At 59.2% G+C, this 19,468-nt stretch carries 19 protein-coding genes; 16 read left to right on the forward strand and 3 right to left on the reverse strand.

Translation table 11 applies throughout. The features are described 5' to 3' along the window. The 3 genes from GOX66_RS19795 to GOX66_RS19805 are packed head-to-tail and all read left to right on the forward strand — an operon-like array spanning window position 1 to window position 3,767. A complete protein-coding gene (locus GOX66_RS19795) occupies window positions 1-1,086 on the forward strand; it encodes a microcin C ABC transporter permease YejB (protein ID WP_170764808.1) in 1,086 nt (361 codons plus the stop codon). Next, window positions 1,087-2,193 carry an ABC transporter permease gene (locus tag GOX66_RS19800; RefSeq protein ID WP_170764810.1) on the forward strand — a complete coding sequence of 369 codons (1,107 nt, stop codon included), beginning with the start codon at window positions 1,087-1,089 and terminating at the stop codon, window positions 2,191-2,193. Next, window positions 2,190-3,767 (forward strand): ABC transporter ATP-binding protein, encoded by a 1,578-nt coding sequence (locus tag GOX66_RS19805; protein ID WP_170764812.1) that lies wholly within the window; start codon window positions 2,190-2,192, stop codon window positions 3,765-3,767. The genes GOX66_RS19800 and GOX66_RS19805 overlap by 4 nt, the downstream gene beginning before the upstream one ends. Before the next feature lie 20 nt (window positions 3,768-3,787). Here GOX66_RS19805 and GOX66_RS19810 read toward each other — a convergent pair whose 3' ends face one another. Then, the gene (locus tag GOX66_RS19810) at window positions 3,788-5,716 is read right to left on the reverse strand and encodes an elongation factor G (protein WP_170764813.1); all 1,929 of its coding nucleotides are present in this window, start codon (window positions 5,714-5,716) and stop codon (window positions 3,788-3,790) included. Between the two features lie 176 nt (window positions 5,717-5,892). Next, the gene (gene hemN / locus GOX66_RS19815) at window positions 5,893-7,248 is read right to left on the reverse strand and encodes an oxygen-independent coproporphyrinogen III oxidase (protein WP_170764815.1); all 1,356 of its coding nucleotides are present in this window, start codon (window positions 7,246-7,248) and stop codon (window positions 5,893-5,895) included. A 61-nt stretch (window positions 7,249-7,309) separates the two neighbouring features. Between hemN and fnrL the strand changes: the two genes are divergently transcribed. Beyond that, on the forward strand, window positions 7,310-8,053 hold the full coding sequence (gene fnrL / locus GOX66_RS19820) for a transcriptional regulator FnrL (protein WP_170764817.1): 744 nt from the start codon (window positions 7,310-7,312) through the stop codon (window positions 8,051-8,053). 74 nt (window positions 8,054-8,127) lie between these two features. Beyond that, the gene (locus tag GOX66_RS19825) at window positions 8,128-8,382 is read left to right on the forward strand and encodes a GlsB/YeaQ/YmgE family stress response membrane protein (protein WP_170764819.1); all 255 of its coding nucleotides are present in this window, start codon (window positions 8,128-8,130) and stop codon (window positions 8,380-8,382) included. Window positions 8,383-8,422: 40 nt separating this feature from the next. Here GOX66_RS19825 and GOX66_RS19830 read toward each other — a convergent pair whose 3' ends face one another. Continuing rightward, window positions 8,423-9,262, reverse strand: a complete 840-nt coding sequence (locus GOX66_RS19830; protein WP_170764821.1) for a universal stress protein — start codon at window positions 9,260-9,262, stop codon at window positions 8,423-8,425. A 196-nt stretch (window positions 9,263-9,458) separates the two neighbouring features. Here GOX66_RS19830 and ccoN point away from each other — a divergent pair, with 196 nt between their 5' ends. The 11 genes from ccoN to nusG all read left to right on the forward strand — a co-directional run bounded on the left by ccoN (window position 9,459) and on the right by nusG (window position 19,465). Continuing rightward, window positions 9,459-11,066, forward strand: a complete 1,608-nt coding sequence (gene ccoN / locus GOX66_RS19835) for a cytochrome-c oxidase, cbb3-type subunit I (RefSeq protein ID WP_170764823.1) — start codon at window positions 9,459-9,461, stop codon at window positions 11,064-11,066. Window positions 11,067-11,080: 14 nt separating this feature from the next. Continuing rightward, entirely contained in the window at window positions 11,081-11,809 is a 729-nt protein-coding gene (gene ccoO / locus GOX66_RS19840; RefSeq protein WP_170764825.1) for a cytochrome-c oxidase, cbb3-type subunit II, read from the forward strand. A gap of 11 nt (window positions 11,810-11,820) precedes the next feature. Then, window positions 11,821-12,006: a cbb3-type cytochrome c oxidase subunit 3 gene (locus GOX66_RS19845; RefSeq protein WP_170764826.1), complete on the forward strand. Its 186-nt coding sequence runs from the start codon at window positions 11,821-11,823 to the stop codon at window positions 12,004-12,006. Continuing rightward, window positions 12,003-12,866, forward strand: a complete 864-nt coding sequence (gene ccoP / locus GOX66_RS19850) for a cytochrome-c oxidase, cbb3-type subunit III (RefSeq protein WP_170764828.1) — start codon at window positions 12,003-12,005, stop codon at window positions 12,864-12,866. The genes GOX66_RS19845 and ccoP overlap by 4 nt, the downstream gene beginning before the upstream one ends. A 375-nt stretch (window positions 12,867-13,241) precedes the next feature. After that, a complete protein-coding gene (locus GOX66_RS19855; RefSeq protein ID WP_170764830.1) occupies window positions 13,242-14,117 on the forward strand; it encodes a LysR family transcriptional regulator in 876 nt (291 codons plus the stop codon). Between the two features lie 100 nt (window positions 14,118-14,217). Next, window positions 14,218-15,645: a cytochrome c oxidase accessory protein CcoG gene (ccoG, locus tag GOX66_RS19860; protein WP_170764832.1), complete on the forward strand. Its 1,428-nt coding sequence runs from the start codon at window positions 14,218-14,220 to the stop codon at window positions 15,643-15,645. Between the two features lies 1 nt (window position 15,646). Beyond that, a complete protein-coding gene (locus GOX66_RS19865) occupies window positions 15,647-16,105 on the forward strand; it encodes a FixH family protein (protein ID WP_170764833.1) in 459 nt (152 codons plus the stop codon). Between the two features lie 4 nt (window positions 16,106-16,109). After that, complete coding sequence (locus tag GOX66_RS19870; RefSeq protein WP_170764834.1) at window positions 16,110-18,287, forward strand: heavy metal translocating P-type ATPase; 2,178 nt, start codon at window positions 16,110-16,112, stop codon at window positions 18,285-18,287. A 5-nt stretch (window positions 18,288-18,292) separates the two neighbouring features. Beyond that, window positions 18,293-18,451 (forward strand): cbb3-type cytochrome oxidase assembly protein CcoS, encoded by a 159-nt coding sequence (ccoS, locus tag GOX66_RS19875; RefSeq protein ID WP_170387639.1) that lies wholly within the window; start codon window positions 18,293-18,295, stop codon window positions 18,449-18,451. A gap of 81 nt (window positions 18,452-18,532) precedes the next feature. Further along, entirely contained in the window at window positions 18,533-18,730 is a 198-nt protein-coding gene (gene secE / locus GOX66_RS19880; RefSeq protein ID WP_170764835.1) for a preprotein translocase subunit SecE, read from the forward strand. 201 nt (window positions 18,731-18,931) lie between these two features. Continuing rightward, a complete protein-coding gene (gene nusG, locus GOX66_RS19885; protein ID WP_170764836.1) occupies window positions 18,932-19,465 on the forward strand; it encodes a transcription termination/antitermination protein NusG in 534 nt (177 codons plus the stop codon). Window positions 19,466-19,468 lie beyond the last annotated feature (3 nt).

Here is a 19,468-nt window from a genome sequence, read left to right on the forward strand (position 1 = left end):
TTGGGCGCGTATATTCTTCGCCGGCTTTTGCTGGTCATACCGACGCTACTTGGAATAATGATTGTGAACTTCACCCTGGTGCAATTTGTGCCGGGTGGCCCGATCGAGCAAATACTGGCCCAAATGCAGGGCGAAGGTGATGTGTTCGCGGGCTTTGCTGGCGGAGAAGGTGCGCCAACCGAAGAAACTTTTGGTTCTGACAGCGAATACATCGGCGCCCGTGGTTTGCCGAAAGAATTCATCGAAGAGCTGGAAAAAGAGTTTGGGTTCGACAAGCCTCCGATCGAACGATTTCTGACTATGATGGGTAATTACCTTACGCTGGATTTCGGCGAGAGCTATTTCCGGTCGATCAGCGTGATCGATCTGGTGCTGGAAAAGATGCCCGTGTCGATCTCTCTGGGTCTGTGGTCCACGCTGATCGCCTATCTGGTGTCGATCCCGCTGGGCATTCGCAAGGCCGTCAAGGACGGTTCGAAATTCGACACCTGGACCAGCGGCACCATCATCGTGGCCTATGCCATCCCCGGCTTCCTGTTTGCGATCCTGCTGCTGGTGCTGTTTGCGGGTGGTTCCTACTGGCAGATTTTCCCATTGCGGGGGCTGACTTCGGACAACTGGGACAGCCTCAGCCTGTTTGGCAAAATCGTGGATTATTTCTGGCATATCACCTTGCCGGTCATTGCCCTGACAATTTCGGCTTTTGCGACGCTCACGCTGCTGACCAAGAACTCGTTTCTGGATGAAATCAAAAAGCATTACGTCATGACAGCCCGCGCAAAGGGCCTGAGCGAGCAGAAGGTGCTGTATGGCCATGTCTTCCGCAATGCGATGCTGATCGTCATCGCGGGATTCCCTGCGGTGTTCATCGGCGTGTTCTTCAGCGGCTCGATTATTATCGAAACGATTTTCTCATTGGACGGCCTTGGCCGTCTCGGCTTTGAGGCTGCTGTGGCGCGGGATTATCCCGTAATCTTCGGAACGCTTTTCATCTTTGGTCTGATGAGCCTTGTCGTCGGTATCATCAGCGACCTGATGTATGTGCTGGTCGACCCGCGCATCGATTTCGAAAAGCGGGAGGGGTAAATGGCACTGTCCCCTCTCAACCAGCGACGCTGGCGCAACTTCCGGCGCAATGGCCGGGCCTTCTGGTCGCTGATTATCTTCTCAGTGCTGTTCGGTCTGTCGCTGTTCGCCGAATTCATCGCCAATGACAAACCGATCCTGGTGAAATATCGCGGCGAGTTTTTTACGCCGATCTTCAGTTTCTACGCGGAAACAGAGTTCGGCGGCGATTTCCAGACCGAAGCGATCTATCGCGATCCCGAAGTGAAATGTCTGATCGACAGCGGTGGGCTGGAGGCATGCTTTGATGACCCGGAAGGGATCATCGATGAGATCAGGGCCGGGACATTCCAGGCCGACGGGTTCGAACGGGGGTGGGCGGTCTGGCCTTGGATTCCCTATTCCTACAATACCAGTGTGGACCGCCCCGGTGCCGCGCCGCTGCCGCCAAATGGGCAGAACCTGCTGGGTACGGACGATACCAAACGCGATGTTCTGGCCCGGGTGATTTACGGCTTTCGCCTGTCGATCCTGTTCACGCTGATGGTGACAGGGGTTGCCAGCCTAGTCGGTATTTTCGCCGGCGCAATTCAGGGCTTTTTCGGCGGTTGGCTCGATCTGGTTTTCCAACGCATCATCGAAATCTGGTCGGCCACGCCGTCGCTTTATGTGATCATCATCATGTTCGCGATTCTGGGGCGAAGTTTCTGGCTGCTGGCGGGGCTGATGATCCTGTTCAGCTGGACCGGATTGGTGGGCGTTGTCCGCGCAGAATTCCTGCGGGCGCGGAACCTGGAATACGTACGCGCCGCGCGGGCGCTGGGTGTCGGCAACATGACGATCATGTTCCGCCATATGCTGCCCAATGCGATGGTGGCCACACTGACTTTCATGCCGTTCATCGTGACTGGCACGATCGGGGGGCTGGCCTCGTTGGATTTCCTGGGTTTTGGCCTTCCATCTTCGGCACCGTCGTTGGGTGAACTGACCTTGCAGGCCAAACAGAACCTGCAAGCGCCGTGGCTGGCCTTCACCGCCTTCTTCACCTTTGCCATCATGCTGTCGCTATTGGTCTTCATTTTCGAAGGTGTCCGCGATGCGTTTGACCCGCGAAAGACGTTTTCATGAGCCTGCTGGATGTGAACAACCTCAAAGTCTCGTTCCGGCAGGACGGGAAAGTCAACGCGGCGGTCGACGGCGTTTCCTTTTCCGTGGATCGGGGCGAGACGGTTGCGCTGGTGGGGGAGTCCGGCTCGGGCAAGTCCGTCACGGCCTTGTCCACGGTATCGCTGTTGGGTGACAGTGCAATGGTCGAGGGTTCTGTCAAATACGACGGGCACGAAATGATCGGCGCGTCCGAGGACAAGCTGATGGACGTGCGCGGCAACGACATCAGCTTTATTTTCCAGGAGCCGATGACGTCGCTCAACCCGCTGCACACGATCCAGAAGCAGATGGCCGAGTCGCTGGCCCTGCATCAGAATCTGACAGGCAACGCGGCCCGCGACCGGATAATCGAGCTTCTGACCAAGGTCGGAATTCGGGATCCTCAGGACCGGCTGGACAGCTATCCGCACCAGTTGTCGGGCGGGCAACGGCAGCGGGTCATGATCGCAATGGCTCTGGCCAATAAACCCGACATTCTGATCGCAGACGAACCAACAACGGCTCTGGACGTGACAATTCAGGCGCAGATTCTGGAATTGCTGGCCGAGCTGCAGAAATCCGAGAATATGGGGATGCTGTTCATCACTCACGATCTGGGCATCGTGCGTCGTATTGCCGACCGTGTCTGCGTGATGAAGGACGGCGAGATCGTCGAGACGGGTGAAACCACCGAAATATTCGACAACCCCCAGCACCCCTATACGCGCAAGCTTCTGGCGGCCGAACCGTCGGGCCACCCGGACCCTGTGGCTGCGGACGCCGAAGAGGTTGCGCGGACCGACCACCTGAAGGTCTGGTTCCCGATCCAGCGCGGATTTCTGAAGCGTACGGTCGGCTATGTGAAAGCGGTGAACGACACCACGCTCAGCGTACGCGCCGGGGAAACGCTGGGCATCGTGGGCGAAAGTGGCTCGGGCAAGACAACGCTGGCACTGGCGATCATGCGTTTGATCGCGTCCGAGGGAGAAATCACTTTTCGCGACAAGGACGTGCGGCGCTGGTCCACACGCCAGCTGCGGCGGCTGCGCAAGGATATGCAGATCGTATTTCAGGACCCGTTTGGCAGCCTCAGCCCGCGCATGACTTGCCAGCAGATCATTGCCGAGGGGCTGGCTATCCACAAGGTCGACCCCCACCGCGCCCCGCGTGACCTGGTAGCTGAAGTGATGACCGAGGTTGGCCTGGACCCGGACGCGATGGACCGCTACCCGCACGAGTTTTCAGGTGGGCAGCGCCAGCGGATCGCCATCGCGCGCGCCATGGTTCTGCGGCCCAAACTGCTGGTACTGGACGAGCCGACCAGTGCGCTGGACATGACGGTGCAGGTGCAGATCGTCGATCTTCTGCGCGATCTGCAGCGGAAATACGGGCTGGCCTATCTGTTCATCAGCCATGACTTGAAGGTCGTGCGCGCCATGTCCCATAACGTGATCGTCATGCGAAATGGCGATGTTATCGAAATGGGTGAAGCCGAGGATTTGTTTGAGAACGCTCAGACAGACTATACCCGCGAATTGATTGCGGCGGCGGGCTGATAGCAGCCCGCCATTAGATTTCAGGCGCTGGCCGTTTCTCGAGACGCGGATTTCGGCACCGGTCCGCGCAGTTCCTCATAATGATCGAAGCTTAGCTTGACCCAACCGGTTCCCCGCGTGGCGCTGGCAAGGGTGCGGTGCAGTTCGTCCTCGGCCACGGCGGGAAGCTGGGCGTTGAAAATCTCCCAGCCTGAGGCGTTGGGGTTGCCTTCAAATCCCAGAACCTGTCCCTGCAGCGAACTGATGGTTGGAACAAGGTCGCCCACGAATTCTGACGGCAGGTGAATCTCGGCGGTCAGGATGGGTTGCAGGACCACGGGTTTGGCCTGCGGTAAGGCTTCGCGCACCGCATTCTTTCCGGCCGTACGGAACGCGTAATCCGAGCTGTCCACGTTATGGTGCTTCCCGTCGCTCAGCGTGATTTTGACGTCAACTACCGGGAAACCTTCGGGTCCCTGCGCCAGCGCATCCTTGGCACCATGTTCGACCGAGGGGATATAGTTCTTGGGTACCGCCCCACCCTTGACGATCTCCTCGAACTGAAACCCCGCTCCGCGCGGCATGGGCGCGACCGAGATCACCACGTCTGCGAATTGCCCCGCCCCGCCGGATTGCTTGCGGTGGCGATGACGATGCTCGACGGGTGCACGGATGGTTTCGCGATATGCGGTCTCGACCTGTTCGGCCTCGATTTCGATGCCGAAATCCTCGGCCAGCTTGGCGGTGACGCGCCGCATGTGCTGCGGCCCCTGCGAGCCCAAAACGGCGTGACCGCTGAGTTCATCCTGTTCCAGATGCAGGCCCGGGTCGATTTCCACCAGGCGACTCAGCGCGTTGGACAACCGCACGTCGTCACGTTCATGCGACGGCGATACGATCTGCCGGTGCGCAACGGGATGGGACGCCGCCCATTCAGGCAGCGGGGTCGCTGATTTGCTGTCATAGAGGTTACCCGGGTTCAGGTGATCGGATTTCACCGCCAGCCCGATTTGTCCGGCTTCCAGTTCGGAGATTTGCGTTTTGGCGTCCAGCGTCGTCAGGTTGCCGACGGTTTCACCCCCCAGATCCTCGTGCGCTTTCACCCCTGCGCCCAGACCACGCAGGACGACGATCTTGCCGATATGTTTCTTTACATCCGCGAACCCGGCAATGGCGCGGGCGTTTTCCGCCGCTTCGTCCCGGCCGGCGGCGATATTGAACTCCGGAGCCTCGTGCCGCAGAGCTTTCATCAATCGGGTCAACCCATTGCCATGGCTGGCGGCACCCAGGCACGCAGGAATCAACTGATGGTTCTGCAACACCTGCGCGGCCAGGTCGTAAACCTCGGCGCTGGGCGGCTGTTTGTCTTCGATCAGCTGTTCCAGCAGGTTGTCGTCGAAATCGGACAGGGTTTCCAGCAACTCGGTGCGGGCTTCCTGTTCGCGGTCCTCGACAGATTGCGGCAGTTCGATCAGGGCCGAGGGCTGCCCTTCCTGATACTTCCACGCCCGTTCCGAGATCAGGTCGACCGCGCCGACGATCGTGTCTCCGTCGCGAATGGGCACCTGACGTAGTGCGATGTGATGGCTGCAATAGGTTTGAAGCGCCGCGATAATGTCGCGGATTCGACCATTGGGGCTGTCCATGCGGTTGATAAACAGAAAGCAGGGAATGCCTGCTTCTTCGACCAGTCGCAGGTAGGGGGCACACAAAACGGCGGCGTTCGGATCGGGTGGTACGACCACGACGGCGGCGTCCGAGATTGCCATGGCTGGTCCGACATAGGCCAGATTGTCGCCGCCGCCATCCACGTCCACGGCGCACCAGGGCTCTCCCAAGTAAGAAAAACCGTGCAAATGCACGGTTCCGGATACGTCGAATGTGGTGGGGCGGTCGTCGAGGCGGCTAATGGCCTCGACCAGAGTGGTTTTGCCCGATTGGCTGGGGCCGAGGACGGTGAAAACGCGCATGGGTGCTGTCCCTCTTTCAAATTGCAGTACAGCTGCACGAAAAGGGTTGTCGAACGCGGATGCGTCGGCATGGATTGTCTGGTATTCAGCCTGCCTCGGGCGCGGGCGGGGTGCCGCCCGCACTTTGAGTGTGGGAAAAACCAACCCATCGCGTCAAGCCCTGTCCTCTTTTCGGGTCAGATTGCTGAGCTGTGGCCGGCCTTGCTTAGGTCATAGGTGTCAAAACTGCGGGCGATCATCCGCGTCAGCGGCCGTGCTTCGACCGGTATGAACAAGCCATCATCAGTGATGCTCAGCATACCGTCGAACTCTGCGTTGGCGCAGTGATACATGTCGCGCAATTCGGCGGCGGTGACGTCGTGATCGCGCAGGATTTCCGCCGTATCGATCTGGAAATCGCACATCAATGCCTCAATCAGACGCGAGCGCAAAACGTCCTGCCCTTTGAACAGGTGCCCGCGCGAGGTCGAGAACCGCCCTTCGCGGATCGCTTTGGTATGGGCCGAGGTCGCGGGCGCGTTCTGGGCATAGCCCTGCGGGAAACGCGAGATCGAACTGGCGCCGACGCCGATCAGAACTTCGGCCTGGTCGTCCGTATATCCCTGGAAGTTCCGCTTGAGCCGACCCGCCTTGAGGGCATGGGTGAGGCCGTCATCCTGCGTTGCAAAATGGTCGATCCCGATTTCGGCGTAATCGTCCCACAAGAACAGGCGCCGTGCGGTGTCGAACAGGTCAAGCCGTTGCTCGGGTGTGGGCAGGGCGTCGGATGGGATAAGCTGCTGACGCTTGGCCATCCACGGCACATGCGCGTATCCGTACAACGCCACGCGGTCCGGGCTGAGCGACAACAGTTTCTGTACGCTTTCCGTCATCCGCGTTTTGGTCTGGTGCGGCAGACCATACAGAATGTCGGCATTCAGGCTGGAAATACCGCGGGCGCGGATCATGTCCACGGCATTGCGGGTGGTGTCATAACTTTGAATGCGGCCGATGGTTTTCTGGATTTCATCGTCGAAATCCTGAACCCCGATCGACGCGCGATTCATACCGGATTCGGCCAGGGCATCCAGACGGGCCTCATCAATCTCGTTGGGATCGATTTCAACCGAGAACTCGGCATCCGGCCCCAGAGGCACGACATCAAGGATACGGGCTGCCAATTCGCGCATCAGATCGGCGTTCAGCAAGGTCGGGGTACCACCACCCCAATGCAGGCGCGACAGGGTAACGCCGTCGGGCAGACGTGCAGCCAGCAAATCCAGTTCGGCTTTCAGAACGTCAACATAGGCGATTACCGGGTTGTCAGTCTGCGTACCTTGCGTACGGCAGGCACAGAACCAGCACAGCCTGCGGCAGAACGGGACGTGGATGTAAAGCGACACGGCGCTGCCCGGTTTGATCCCGGAAATCCAGTCACCATAAAGACTTGCCCCCACGTCGTTGTTGAAATGGGGGGCGGTGGGATAGCTTGTGTAACGCGGGACTTTCGCGTCAAATAGTCCAAGCTTGGCCAATTGTGGTTTCACTATCATGGCGATACCGTTAAAGGACGGCTCGCCTAGATACCTTGACCGAGATCAAGTGGAAACGTGCATGACACCGATATTCAAAGTCGACCATACCAATTGCGCAGACTGCCCCATACGGCACAGAGCCGTATGCGCCCATTGCGATGCGGATGAGCTGGAAGAACTTGAAGGCATAAAATACTACCGCAGTTTCGAGGCCGGCCAGACGATCATTTGGTCAGGGGACCAGATGAACTTCGTTGGCTCTGTTGTTTCGGGGATCGCGTCCCTGACGCAGACAATGGAAGACGGGCGCACGCAAATGGTCGGTCTTTTACTGCCCAGCGATTTCGTCGGGCGGCCGGGCCGCGAATCGGCGCCGTATGACGTGCTGGCGACGACCGATCTTGTGATGTGCTGCTTTCGCAAGAAGCCGTTCGAAGATCTGATGGAAAAGACACCGCATATCGCCCACAGGCTTTTGCAGATGACGCTGGACGAGCTTGACGCGGCGCGGGAATGGATGCTGGTTCTGGGGCGCAAAACCGCGCGGGAGAAGATCGCCAGCCTGTTGTCAATCATTGCCCGCCGCGATGCGTCAATTTCCCAAAAGGGAAATACAGGGCCGATCGTGTTCGATCTGCCTCTGACGCGAGAAGCGATGGCAGATTATCTCGGCCTGACGCTGGAAACGGTCAGCCGGCAGATTTCGGCCCTGAAAAAGGAAAGCATCATCACTCTGGAAGGCAAGCGCCACGTCACGATCCCGGATATGGGTCGTCTGATGGAAGAGGCCGGCGACGATTCGGATGGTGGCTTTCTGGTCTGAGACCATTGCGGCGTGACTGGTTAGGCGCGCCGTGATTTACTGACCCTGAGCGAAACAATTCTCAGGAGTAACCCATGGTATTCAGTAGCATACTGGCGATGTTGTTCATTGGCGCAGTCGCCGGCTGGCTGTCAGGCAAGATCATGGAAGGCCGTGGATTCGGCCTGTTTGGCAACATCATTGTCGGCGTCGTGGGGGCGTTTTTGGCTGGTACGATCTTCCCGGCGCTGGGTTTTGCCGTTGGCGGCGGCGTGTTCTCGTCCATAATCTTCGCCACACTGGGGGCGGTCATATTGTTGTTTCTGATCGGGCTTGTGCGGCGCGGATAATAACCGCCCGGAAGGGCGGCTTTTTGAAGTCGTAAAAGTCTTAGTGGGCCAGGAACACCGGTACCGAAGCTTGTTCAAGCATATTCCGCGTAGCACCGCCCAGAATGGCTTCGCGGAATCTGGAGTGACCATAGGCGCCCATAACGATCATGTCCGACTCGGTATCCGAGGCGTGACGGTTCAGGACATCTGACACGCGCGTCATGGTCTTGCTGAGCACGTCGATTTCACATTTCACCCCATGGCGCGCCAGCAATTGTGACAACATTCCGCCGGGGTCGGACCGGTCGGGGCCATGGCGCGGAGGATCAATCACGACGATCCGCACCAGATCAGCCTGAATCAGGAAGGGCAGGGCACAGCGAATGGCCCGCATGGCTTCGACGCTTTCGTTCCAGCCGATCATGATCGTGCCGGGGCGCTTGAACGGAGTTGCGTCCTCAGGTGTGATCAGAACCGGCGCGTGTCCCTCGAACATTGCGGCTTCGACGATGGGCTCAGCCTCGGCGCCGCGATCCGGTCCGTAAGGTTTGGGCAGGATGACAAGGTCGGAGAACCGGGCGCGATGCGCGACATGCCGTCCGATGTCGGCGATCTGGGCCACACCGCTTTCGGCGGACCAGCGGGTTCCGGTCTTGGACAGGTAGTCCTTCGCCTGCGCCAGTACTTCATCCGCTTCGGCATTTGCGCGGCTCAGCGTTTCCTGAAGGATCAGGGCATTTGCACCGGCATAATAATACCCGGTCTGGCTGCGATCGACGCCAAGGCAAAGGGCCTCGGCATGCGCGTCCTGTGCATCCGCCAGAGCTGCCATCTGAGCCAGCGCTGATCCGCCCTGCTTTGGGTCCGTCAAAACAGTGAGAAGTGATTTGTAAGCCATTTTCGACCTCTTGCCTCCCGGGGTCGTCATACTGCGGCCTTAAGGCCCAATTCTTCGACTACGATTGTCACAGAAATCAGAGTACTGTCTTGATACAGATCAAAGCAGTTCTGGCCGCTGTCCGACAAAACAGCAGCCAGTCAAAAGGGTCCTGTGACAAATAAGAATCGCGCAGGGCATGGCAAAGGGACGCAATATGTCAAATTACATCAAGCTGATCGTGCTTGGTCTGATCACGCTGTTCGCAGCGATCGGAACCAATTATGCACGCGATTTGGCGTATCAGGTGCACGCAATTCTGGTGATGCTGATCGCCGGTGGTTTGTTCATCTGGACGCTTCGAAATACGGATGAGCCAGATATTCTTGTCGACCGCTCGGCCGAATATATGGATGACGTCATCCGTTATGGCGTGATCGCGACCGCCCTTTGGGGCGTGGTCGGGTTTCTGGCGGGAACCTTTATCGCCTTTCAGCTGGCATTTCCGGCGCTGAACTTTGAGTGGGCGCAGGGATATCTGAATTTTGGCCGTTTGCGTCCGCTGCACACCTCGGCGGTGATTTTTGCCTTTGGCGGTAACGCGCTGATCGCGACCTCGTTCTACGTGGTACAGCGCACCAGCGCCGCGCGCCTGTGGGGCGGCAACCTGGCGTGGTTCGTGTTCTGGGGGTATCAGCTTTTCATCGTGCTGGCCGCCACCGGCTATGTGCTGGGCGGTACGCAGTCCAAGGAATACGCCGAGCCGGAATGGTATGTTGACCTGTGGCTAACCATCGTCTGGGTCGCCTACCTGGCCGTTTACCTGGGCACGATCGTCAAGCGGAAAGAACCCCACATTTATGTGGCCAACTGGTTCTATCTGGCCTTTATCGTCACCGTCGCCATGCTGCACCTGGTTAACAACATGACCATCCCGGTCAGCATCTGGGGCTCGAAATCGGTCATCGTCTGGTCGGGCGTTCAGGATGCCATGATCCAGTGGTGGTACGGCCACAACGCCGTAGGCTTCTTCCTGACCGCGGGCTTCCTGGGCATGATGTATTACTTCATCCCGAAACAGGCCGAGCGTCCGGTATTCAGCTATAAGCTGTCGATCATCCACTTCTGGGCACTGATCTTCCTGTATATCTGGGCCGGTCCGCACCACTTGCACTATACCGCGCTGCCTGACTGGGCATCGACGCTGGGCATGGTGTTCTCAGTGATCCTGTGGATGCCGTCCTGGGGCGGTATGATCAACGGTCTGATGACCCTGTCGGGCGCGTGGGACAAGCTGCGTACCGACCCTGTGATCCGGATGATGGTGATCTCGGTCGGCTTCTACGGCATGTCCACTTTCGAAGGCCCGATGATGTCGATCCGCGCGGTGAACTCGCTGAGCCACTATACGGACTGGACCATTGGACACGTGCACTCGGGCGCGTTGGGCTGGAACGGCATGATCACCTTTGGTGCGCTGTACTTCCTGGTGCCCGTCCTGTGGAAGCGGGAGCGTCTGTATTCGCTGCAGATGGTCAGCTGGCACTTCTGGCTCGCCACCATCGGCATCGTGCTCTACGCCGCGTCGATGTGGGTGACCGGTATCATGGAAGGCCTGATGTGGCGTGAAGTGGATGCCAATGGCTTCCTGGTGAACTCGTTCGCCGATACCGTGGCTGCCAAGTTCCCGATGTATGTGGTGCGTGCTCTGGGTGGCGTGATGTTCGTCGCTGGCGCCGTGATCATGTGCTACAACCTGTGGATGACCGTTCGTAAGGCACCGGCCAAAGAGGCCAGCCTGACCGTCGCGGTCCCGGCTGAATAAGGAGGGCCGGAGCAATGGCAATTCTCGACAAACATAAGATCCTCGAGACCAACGCGACCCTCCTGCTGATCTTCAGCTTTCTGGTCGTGACCATCGGTGGCCTGGTGCAGATCACCCCGTTGTTCTATCTTGAGAACACCATTGAGAAGGTGGAGGGCATGCGCCCTTACACCCCTCTCGAAATGGCGGGGCGCGAGATCTACATCCGCGAAGGCTGCTATACCTGCCACAGCCAGATGATCCGCCCGATGCGGGATGAGGTCGAACGCTATGGCCACTACTCGCTGGCGGCCGAGTCGATGTATGACCACCCGTTCCAGTGGGGGTCCAAGCGCACCGGGCCCGACCTGGCCCGTGTGGGTGGCCGGTATTCCGACCAGTGGCATGTGGATCACCTGCGTGACCCGCAATCGGTGGTGCCGGAATCAGTGATGCCCAAATACGGCTTCCTCGAGCACCGCAAGATCGACGGCAAATATATCGGCGACATCATGGCGGCGAATGCGGTTGTGGGCACGCCCTATACGGAAGAGATGCTGGCCAACGCGCAGGCAGATTTCCGGGCGCAGGCCGATCCGGATAGCGATTTTGACGGTCTGCTCGAACGTTATGGTGACAAGGTCAGCGTGCGCAACTTCGACGGTCAGCCTGACCTGACCGAGGCCGATGCGCTGGTGGCTTATCTGCAAATGCTGGGAACGCTGGTCGACTTCTCGACCTTCACCCCGGACGCCAGCCGCTGAGGGAGGGTGAAATGGAAGAATATACTCTCTTACGGCAGTTCGCGGATAGCTGGATGTTGCTTTTGCTGTTCGTCTTCTTTGTCGGCATCGTGATCTGGGTTTTCCGACCCGGTGCCAGCAAGGAATACAAGGACACCGCCAACATCCCGTTCCGGCATCAAGATAAACCGGCCACATCCAAGGAGGCGCGGCAATGAGCAAGACACCTGAAAAACAGCCGGGTGATCCGAACACAACCGGCCACTCCTGGGATGGTATCGAAGAGTTCGACAATCCGATGCCGCGCTGGTGGCTGTGGACCTTTTACGTCACGATCATCTGGGGCGTGATCTATTCGATCATGTATCCGGCCTGGCCGTTGGTTCAATCAGCCACTGCTGGGGTCATGGGGTGGTCTTCACGGGCAGTAGCGCAGGAAGAGATGGTCGCATTTGAAGAGGCCAACGCGCCCTGGAACGCCAAGCTGGTGGAAACGCCGCTGGAAGACATCTCGAAGGATCCCGAGTTGCAGCAATATGCTGTGAATTCCGGCGGCGCGGTGTTCCGTACCTGGTGCGCACAGTGCCACGGCTCGGGCGCTCAGGGTGCGCCTGGCTTCCCCAACCTGCTGGACGACGCCTGGTTGTGGGGCGGTTCGCTCGAGGATATCGAGACCACCGTTGCCTATGGTATCCGCAACGAGGAAAGCGACGATGCGCGCTACTCCGAGATGCCGGCCTTTGGTGAAATCCTCGAACAGGAAGAAATCACTCAGGTGGTTCAGTATGTCATGTCGCTGACCAATGCGCAGACCGACGATGCGGCGGCGCAGGCGGGCAAGGTTGTCTTTGAAGACAACTGCGCGGCCTGTCACGGTGAGGACGGAACCGGCGATGTCTTTCAGGGTGCGCCGAACCTGACCGATGCGATCTGGCTATATGGCGGCAGCGAAGAAGCGTTGACCGAAACGGTCACCAACAGCCGCTTTGGCGTGATGCCTGCCTGGGAAAACCGTCTGACCGACGCGCAAATCCGCGCGGTAACGGCTTACGTCCACCAGCTGGGTGGCGGTCAGTAACGGCAAAAGAATACCTTCGGGCGGCTCGCCGCCCGAAGGTTGCGGCACCGGCTGTTCCATCTGTTCGCGCGTTTCCTGAACAGCCGGTGCTATTTCCTCAAACTACCGATCCGTTTTAAACAGGTCCAGAGGACTCATCTTTTCCGATTTGAACTTTGCGTGTCCTTGTTTTCTTTCCACCAGTGACTTTCGGGCAGCCATTCCCGTTTCCGCGTTTCCAGGCGCGCATCTGTTTGGGTGGCTACCATGAATGATTTTGCGAGGATTGAGAGCATCTGACTTCTCCTGAAACGGGTTCCGACTGGATACAAGATTGATCTTTGGGCGCGGAAATGCGACTCAATTGGCATTTCAGTATGTAATCAGGGCTTACATATGGACTGGTTGAAAATGCCGCCGCTCGCGTCGCTGAAGGCCTTTCATGCCTTTGCTGAGGCAGGAAATGTCGTGCAGGCCGGCGCGTCCCTGAATGTCAGTCACGCTGCCATCAGCCAGCAACTGCGCGCGCTGGAAAAGCATTTGGGTGTCGCTCTGCTGGACCGGACGGGTAAGTCCATGACTCTGACGGTTGAGGGCGAGAAACTGGCCCGTGCCCTGCATCTTGGATTTGGAGCCATCGGAACGGCCGTTGCCGATCTGATGCACGTGACCGAAGAACGCCCGGTTCATATCTCGCTGACCGCGTCCTTTGCCGCGTCCTGGTTGATGCCGCGCCTGCCCGCGTTTCAGGCCGAGCACCCGGAAATCCATTTGGCGCTGGACCCGTCCCCCAATTTGGTCAGTTTTGTCCCCGGCGGCGTGGATGTGGCGATCAGGTATGGCGCCGGGGACTGGCCCGGGGTGAACGCGGAGTTATTGTTGCAAAGCCCGATCGTGATCATCGCTGCGCCGTCTCTGCTTGGCGGCAAAACCTCGATGACGCCGGACGAGTTGAGCCAGCTGCCGTGGCTCGAGGAATTCGGCACCACCGAGGCGACAACCTGGCTGGCCCAACGTGGCGTTGAGCACGGCCCCCGCGCGGGTCGCATTGCGTTACCGGGGAATCTGCTGCTGGAAGGGGTGCTGGCCGGGCAGGGCGTGACTGTGACGGCGCGACATTTTGTCGAACAGGACATCGCCTCGGGCCGTATCACCGAGCTGTTTCGTGAACCTGGTGAACGTGGCTATCATATTGTTATTGGCGATGCGCCCCTTCGCCCCGCAGTAAAAACTTTTGTTGGGTGGCTCAGGCGACAAGCTGGTAAGATGTGACAAAAGGTGTCTGTCCGATGCGCTTTTGACACATGTCAAAGTGACATTCTTTGTGATCTGGGAGAAGACGCCGTAAAATAGCTACATCTGGAGCCAGCCCGTGAGCGATTCCGACCCCGCCCCCAGCCTTTACGCCGCACGAGAACCCATCTTTCCGCGCCGTGTATCCGGGCCGTTTCGCAATCTGAAGTGGATCATTCTCGCGGTTACTCTGGGAATTTACTACATCACGCCATGGATTCGTTGGGATCGCGGTCCCAGCCTTCCGGATCAGGCTGTCCTGTTGGATCTGGCGAACCGCCGGTTCTATTTCTTCTGGATCGAGATATGGCCGCATGAGTTCTATTTCGTGGCGGGCCTGTTGATCATGGCCGGTCTGGGGCTTTTCCTGTTCACCTCGGCACTGGGTCGCGTTTGGTGCGGCTATGCCTGCCCGCAGACAGTCTGGACCGATCTTTACATCCTTGTCGAACGCTGGATCGAGGGTGACCGGAATGCCCGACTGAGGCTGCATCGTCAGGAAAAGCTGGATTTCCGCAAGGCCCGGTTGCGTGTGACGAAGTGGACAGTATGGCTTTTGATCGGCCTGGCTACCGGGGGCGCCTGGGTGTTCTACTTTGCCGATGCGCCCACGCTGGCGCGCGATCTGGTCACCGGGAACGCGCATCCCGTGGCCTATACAACGGTTCTGATCCTGACGGGTACCACCTTCCTGTTCGGGGGATTTGCCCGTGAACAGATCTGTATCTATGCCTGCCCGTGGCCGCGCATTCAGGCAGCGATGATGGATGAAGACACCTTGGTCGTTGGCTACCGTGAATGGCGGGGCGAACCGCGCGGCAAAGGCAAGCGTACGGCGGATTCCGAGCTGGGCGACTGCATCGACTGCATGGCCTGCGTGAATGTCTGCCCTGTCGGCATCGACATTCGGGACGGTCAACAACTGGAATGCATCACTTGCGCGCTGTGTATCGACGCCTGCGATGACATGATGGCCAAGATCGGCAAGCCGCGCGGTCTGATCGACTATATGGCACTGAGCGACGAGACCCGCGAACGGGCCGGGCACCCCCCAAAAAATGTCTGGAAGCACATTCTCCGCCCCCGGACGATCCTGTACACGGCCCTGTGGTCGCTGGTGGGCTTTGCCCTGCTGTTTGCCCTGTTTATCCGGTCGGATATCGACCTGACGGTGGCGCCTGTGCGCAACCCGACATTTGTTACCCTGTCTGATGGCACCATCCGCAACACCTATGACGTGCGTCTGCGTAACAAACATGGTGAGGACCGCCTTTTCAAACTGTCCCTGACCGGCGATCCGGCGATGCGGGTGGTGATCGAAGGCACAGATATTGATACTGTAAATGTCACGGCGGATACCGCGCAGCTGCAACGCGTTTACATCGTGGCGTCTAAGGGAACTGGCCCGGCGGGCGCAGACTCAACACCGGTCCGCATCTGGGTCGAAGACCTGAAAAGTGGTGAGCGCGCCCATAAGGACACCACGTTCAATGGACGAGGAAACTAGGATGGCAGAGCGTCAATTTACCGGAAAGCATGCCTTGGCGGTATTTGTTGGTGCTTTCGGTGTGATCATCGCCGTAAACCTCGTGCTGGCCTATAGCGCCGTCAAAACCTTTCCGGGGCTTGAGGTCAAAAATTCCTATGTCGCAAGTCAGGAATTCAACGAACGCCTGCAAGAACAGCAGGCGTTGGGATGGGAAATCCGTGCCGAAATGTCGGGCGGATTGCTGGTTCTGCACATCACCGATCAGAACGGTGCCCCTGTCGAAGTGGCGGAGCTGCAGGCGGTTGTCGGTCGGGCCACGCATGTGAAAGAGGATTTTTCGCCGGATTTCACTTTTGACGGCACTGCCTATGCGACCCCCGCATCGCTGGGCAAGGGCAACTGGAACATTCGCCTTGTGGCCAAAGACGGCAATGGCGCAGAGTTTGCCCAGCGTGTCCCGTTATACGTAAAGGGGTAATAGAATGACGGCGCAGCTTACATCCGGCACGGCGGCCTGTCCGGGTTGCATTGCAGGCCCGGCTGAACCGGCCCGACCTGTCCCCGAGGATGTGCAGATCGCGCTGTCTTTGCCGGGCATTCACTGCTCGGCTTGTATTGCAACGGTCGAACGGGAACTGAACGCCCATCCGGGGGTAGAGGATGCGCGGGTCAATCTGACCCTCAAGCGCGCGATGGTCAAAGCATCGCCTGACTTGCGCGCTGCCGATCTGATCCCGGTGCTGGAACGGGCGGGTTATGAGGCGCACGAACTTGACCCCGGCGCGCTGTCTGCAACGCAGTCGGACAAGGCCGGGCGCGATCTGCTGATGCGTCTGGCAGTGGCCGGGTTTGCCTCGATGAACGTGATGCTGCTGTCGGTCTCGGTCTGGTCAGGCGCTACAGACGCGACGCGCGACATGTTCCACTGGATCTCGGCGGCCATCGCGCTGCCTGCGATTGCCTTTTCCGCGCAGCCCTTCTTTGCCAACGCCTGGAGCGCCCTGCGCGTGCGCCGTCTGAACATGGATGTACCGATCGTGCTGGCGATCCTGCTGGCGCTGGTGACCTCCCTGTGGGAAACCGCGCTCAGCGGCGAACACGCTTATTTTGACGCAGCGTTGACACTGACCTTCTTCCTGCTGGCCGGGCGGTATCTGGATTACCGCACCCGTGCCGCCGCACGTTCCGCGGCCGAGGAACTGACCGCGCTTGAGGTGCCCCGTGCCATTAAGTTGGTCGATGGCGCCGAAGAGGAAGTGGCTGTGGCTACGCTGACTGTCGGCGATCTGATCCTCGTCCGACCCGGTGGCCGCATGCCGGTGGATGGAGAGATTGTTGACGGCCAGTCGGAACTCGACCGCTCGCTGCTCACCGGGGAAACTCTGCCGGTGTTTGCCGAAGCTGGCCTGACCGTGAGTGCGGGTGAGGTCAATCTGACCGGCCCTCTGACGATCCGGGCCACAGCAGTGGGTGAGGACACGTCCCTGCATCGCATGGCCGATCTGGTAGCCATCGCAGAATCCGGGCGGTCGCGGTATACGTCGCTGGCGGACAAGGCGGCCAAGCTTTACGCGCCGGGTGTGCATATCCTGTCGGCGCTCAGCTTTCTGGGGTGGTACATATATTCCGGCGATATCCGTACCGCGCTGAATATTGCGGCAGCGGTTTTGATCATCACCTGCCCCTGCGCGCTGGGGCTGGCGGTACCAGCGGTGACCACGGCGGCCTCGGGCCGGCTGTTCCGCAAGGGGATGCTAATCAAACACGCCACCGCGCTTGAACGTCTGGCCGAGGTTGACACGGTTGTATTCGACAAGACCGGCACGCTGACTTCCGGCGCGCCTGAGCTGACCAACCTGGGCGACCATTCGCGCGCCGACCTTGAGGTGGCTCTGGCGCTGGCCGAGGCTTCGTCTCATCCCCTTTCTGTCGCATTGGCCAGGTCCGCCCGGGAAGCAGGGATCAGGCCGGCCAAGTTGCAAGACATTGTCGAGGTGCCGGGTTATGGCACCGAAGGCAATTATCGGGGGCAGCGTGTTCGTTTGGGGCGCGCAGCGTGGACAGGTGGCGACGAGGGCAACCAAACTGCGGCCTGGCTGGTTGTCGGCGCGCAGGCACCGGTTTCCTTCCTGTTCTCAGACGCCCTGCGGCCCGGTGCGGCCGAGGCAGTTCAGGCCTTCCGCGACGCTGGTAAAGAGATCATCCTGATCTCCGGGGACAGCCGGGGCGCGGTTCAGGCACTTGCCGGGAAGCTGGGCATTGAGACCTGGATCGCGCAAGCCCTGCCGCAAGACAAAGCAACCCATGTTCAGGACCTGCGGGATCAGGGTCGCCATGTTCTGATGGTCGGCGATGGGCTGAACGACACCGCGGCTCTGGCGGCGGCGCATGTGTCGATTTCTCCGGCCTCGGCGTTGGATGCCGCACGCGTGGCATCGGATATCGTGCTGCTGGGCAATGATCTGGCGCCGATTGCGGATGCCTGCGACACGGCTGTCAAAGCGACCAAAAGGATTCGCGAGAACTTCCGCATTGCCACGGTTTATAATATCATCGCCGTACCGCTGGCCGTTATCGGGCTGGCGACCCCGCTGATTGCGGCTCTGGCGATGTCGACCTCGTCGATCACCGTGTCCCTGAACGCCCTGCGCCTGAGGTAGTTGATATGGAAGTTCTGGCATATCTCATACCGATTTCCCTGTTTCTGGGCGGGGTTGGCCTTGTGGCGTTTATCTATACGGTTAGGTCCAACCAGTATGACGACCCCGAGGGCGACGCGCGGCGCATCCTGAGCGATGAATGGGACGACAAGCCCAAGCCCTGACACGATGTGCTGAGCGCCCTTGAAATTGCCGCAATGCCCGGTTATGTCCGGCCCATCCGCTAGCAGAGAGAACCACGCCAAATGGCTACTATGAATCCGATCCAGTTCATTCAGCAAGTCCGTGCCGAAGTTGCAAAGGTCGTCTGGCCGACCCGGCGCGAGGTTCTGTTGACCACGGTCATGGTGTTCATCATGGCGGCGTTGACGGCTGTGTTCTTTGCGCTGGTCGATCTTGGCATCCGCGGTGGCCTGCAACTGGTCCTCGGCGCGTTCGGTTAAGTCCGGTCAGACAGGGCGGAAACGCCACTGCCCCCTTGCACAGCGTGCGATGTCAGAGTAGGTGACGCGGTACTATTCGGAATGGGCGTGTGGCGATTCGGGCCGCGCGCCGCTTTTTATTCCGGATGACGTGACAGAATTTTAATGACGGCGCGTCCGCTACTCAGGATGCAGCCGAAGGCAAACAAGGACGACAGGTTCATGGCGAAACGGTGGTACTCGGTCAGCGTTCTTTCGAATTTCGAAAAGAAGATCGCAGAGCAGATCCGCACGTCCGTGGCCGAGCATGGCCTTGAGGACGATATCGACGAGGTTCTGGTGCCCACCGAAGAGGTGATCGAAGTGCGCCGGGGCAAGAAGGTTACGACGGAACGCCGTTTCATGCCCGGCTATGTGCTGGTGCATATGGAGATGTCCGATCAGGGCTATCACCTTGTGAACTCGATCAACCGTGTCACCGGTTTCCTGGGCCCGCAGGGCCGTCCGATGCCGATGCGCGACGCCGAGGTGAACCAGATCCTCAACCGCGTTCAGGAAGGTGAAGAAGCGCCCAAGCTGATGATCACCTTCGAGATCGGCGAGAAGGTCAAGGTCAACGACGGCCCGTTTGAGGATTTCGACGGCATGGTCGAAGGCGTGGACGACGAGGCTCAGAAGCTGAAGGTTTCGGTCTCGATCTTTGGTCGCGAGACGCCGGTCGAGCTGGACTTTACGCAGGTTACGAAGCAGAGCTGATTG

This window comes from Ruegeria lacuscaerulensis, from assembly GCF_013031245.1.
In the GTDB taxonomy this organism is placed as follows: domain Bacteria; phylum Pseudomonadota; class Alphaproteobacteria; order Rhodobacterales; family Rhodobacteraceae; genus Ruegeria; species Ruegeria lacuscaerulensis_C.

What these genes read in the sequence shown, in the direction of transcription:
- secE (WP_170764835.1), top strand. Translation starts at nt 18,533, where the DNA reads ATGGCTACTATGAATCCGATCCAGTTCATTCAGCAAGTCCGTGCCGAA.
- GOX66_RS19825 (WP_170764819.1), top strand. Translation starts at nt 8,128, where the DNA reads ATGGTATTCAGTAGCATACTGGCGATGTTGTTCATTGGCGCAGTCGCC.
- ccoP (WP_170764828.1), top strand. Translation starts at nt 12,003, where the DNA reads ATGAGCAAGACACCTGAAAAACAGCCGGGTGATCCGAACACAACCGGC.
- GOX66_RS19870 (WP_170764834.1), top strand. Translation starts at nt 16,110, where the DNA reads ATGACGGCGCAGCTTACATCCGGCACGGCGGCCTGTCCGGGTTGCATT.
- GOX66_RS19800 (WP_170764810.1), top strand. Translation starts at nt 1,087, where the DNA reads ATGGCACTGTCCCCTCTCAACCAGCGACGCTGGCGCAACTTCCGGCGC.
- nusG (WP_170764836.1), top strand. Translation starts at nt 18,932, where the DNA reads ATGGCGAAACGGTGGTACTCGGTCAGCGTTCTTTCGAATTTCGAAAAG.
- GOX66_RS19865 (WP_170764833.1), top strand. Translation starts at nt 15,647, where the DNA reads ATGGCAGAGCGTCAATTTACCGGAAAGCATGCCTTGGCGGTATTTGTT.
- fnrL (WP_170764817.1), top strand. Translation starts at nt 7,310, where the DNA reads ATGACACCGATATTCAAAGTCGACCATACCAATTGCGCAGACTGCCCC.
- GOX66_RS19805 (WP_170764812.1), top strand. Translation starts at nt 2,190, where the DNA reads ATGAGCCTGCTGGATGTGAACAACCTCAAAGTCTCGTTCCGGCAGGAC.
- ccoN (WP_170764823.1), top strand. Translation starts at nt 9,459, where the DNA reads ATGTCAAATTACATCAAGCTGATCGTGCTTGGTCTGATCACGCTGTTC.
- GOX66_RS19855 (WP_170764830.1), top strand. Translation starts at nt 13,242, where the DNA reads ATGGACTGGTTGAAAATGCCGCCGCTCGCGTCGCTGAAGGCCTTTCAT.
- hemN (WP_170764815.1), bottom strand. Translation starts at nt 7,248, where the DNA reads ATGATAGTGAAACCACAATTGGCCAAGCTTGGACTATTTGACGCGAAA.
- GOX66_RS19810 (WP_170764813.1), bottom strand. Translation starts at nt 5,716, where the DNA reads ATGCGCGTTTTCACCGTCCTCGGCCCCAGCCAATCGGGCAAAACCACT.
- GOX66_RS19830 (WP_170764821.1), bottom strand. Translation starts at nt 9,262, where the DNA reads ATGGCTTACAAATCACTTCTCACTGTTTTGACGGACCCAAAGCAGGGC.
- ccoO (WP_170764825.1), top strand. Translation starts at nt 11,081, where the DNA reads ATGGCAATTCTCGACAAACATAAGATCCTCGAGACCAACGCGACCCTC.
- ccoS (WP_170387639.1), top strand. Translation starts at nt 18,293, where the DNA reads ATGGAAGTTCTGGCATATCTCATACCGATTTCCCTGTTTCTGGGCGGG.
- GOX66_RS19845 (WP_170764826.1), top strand. Translation starts at nt 11,821, where the DNA reads ATGGAAGAATATACTCTCTTACGGCAGTTCGCGGATAGCTGGATGTTG.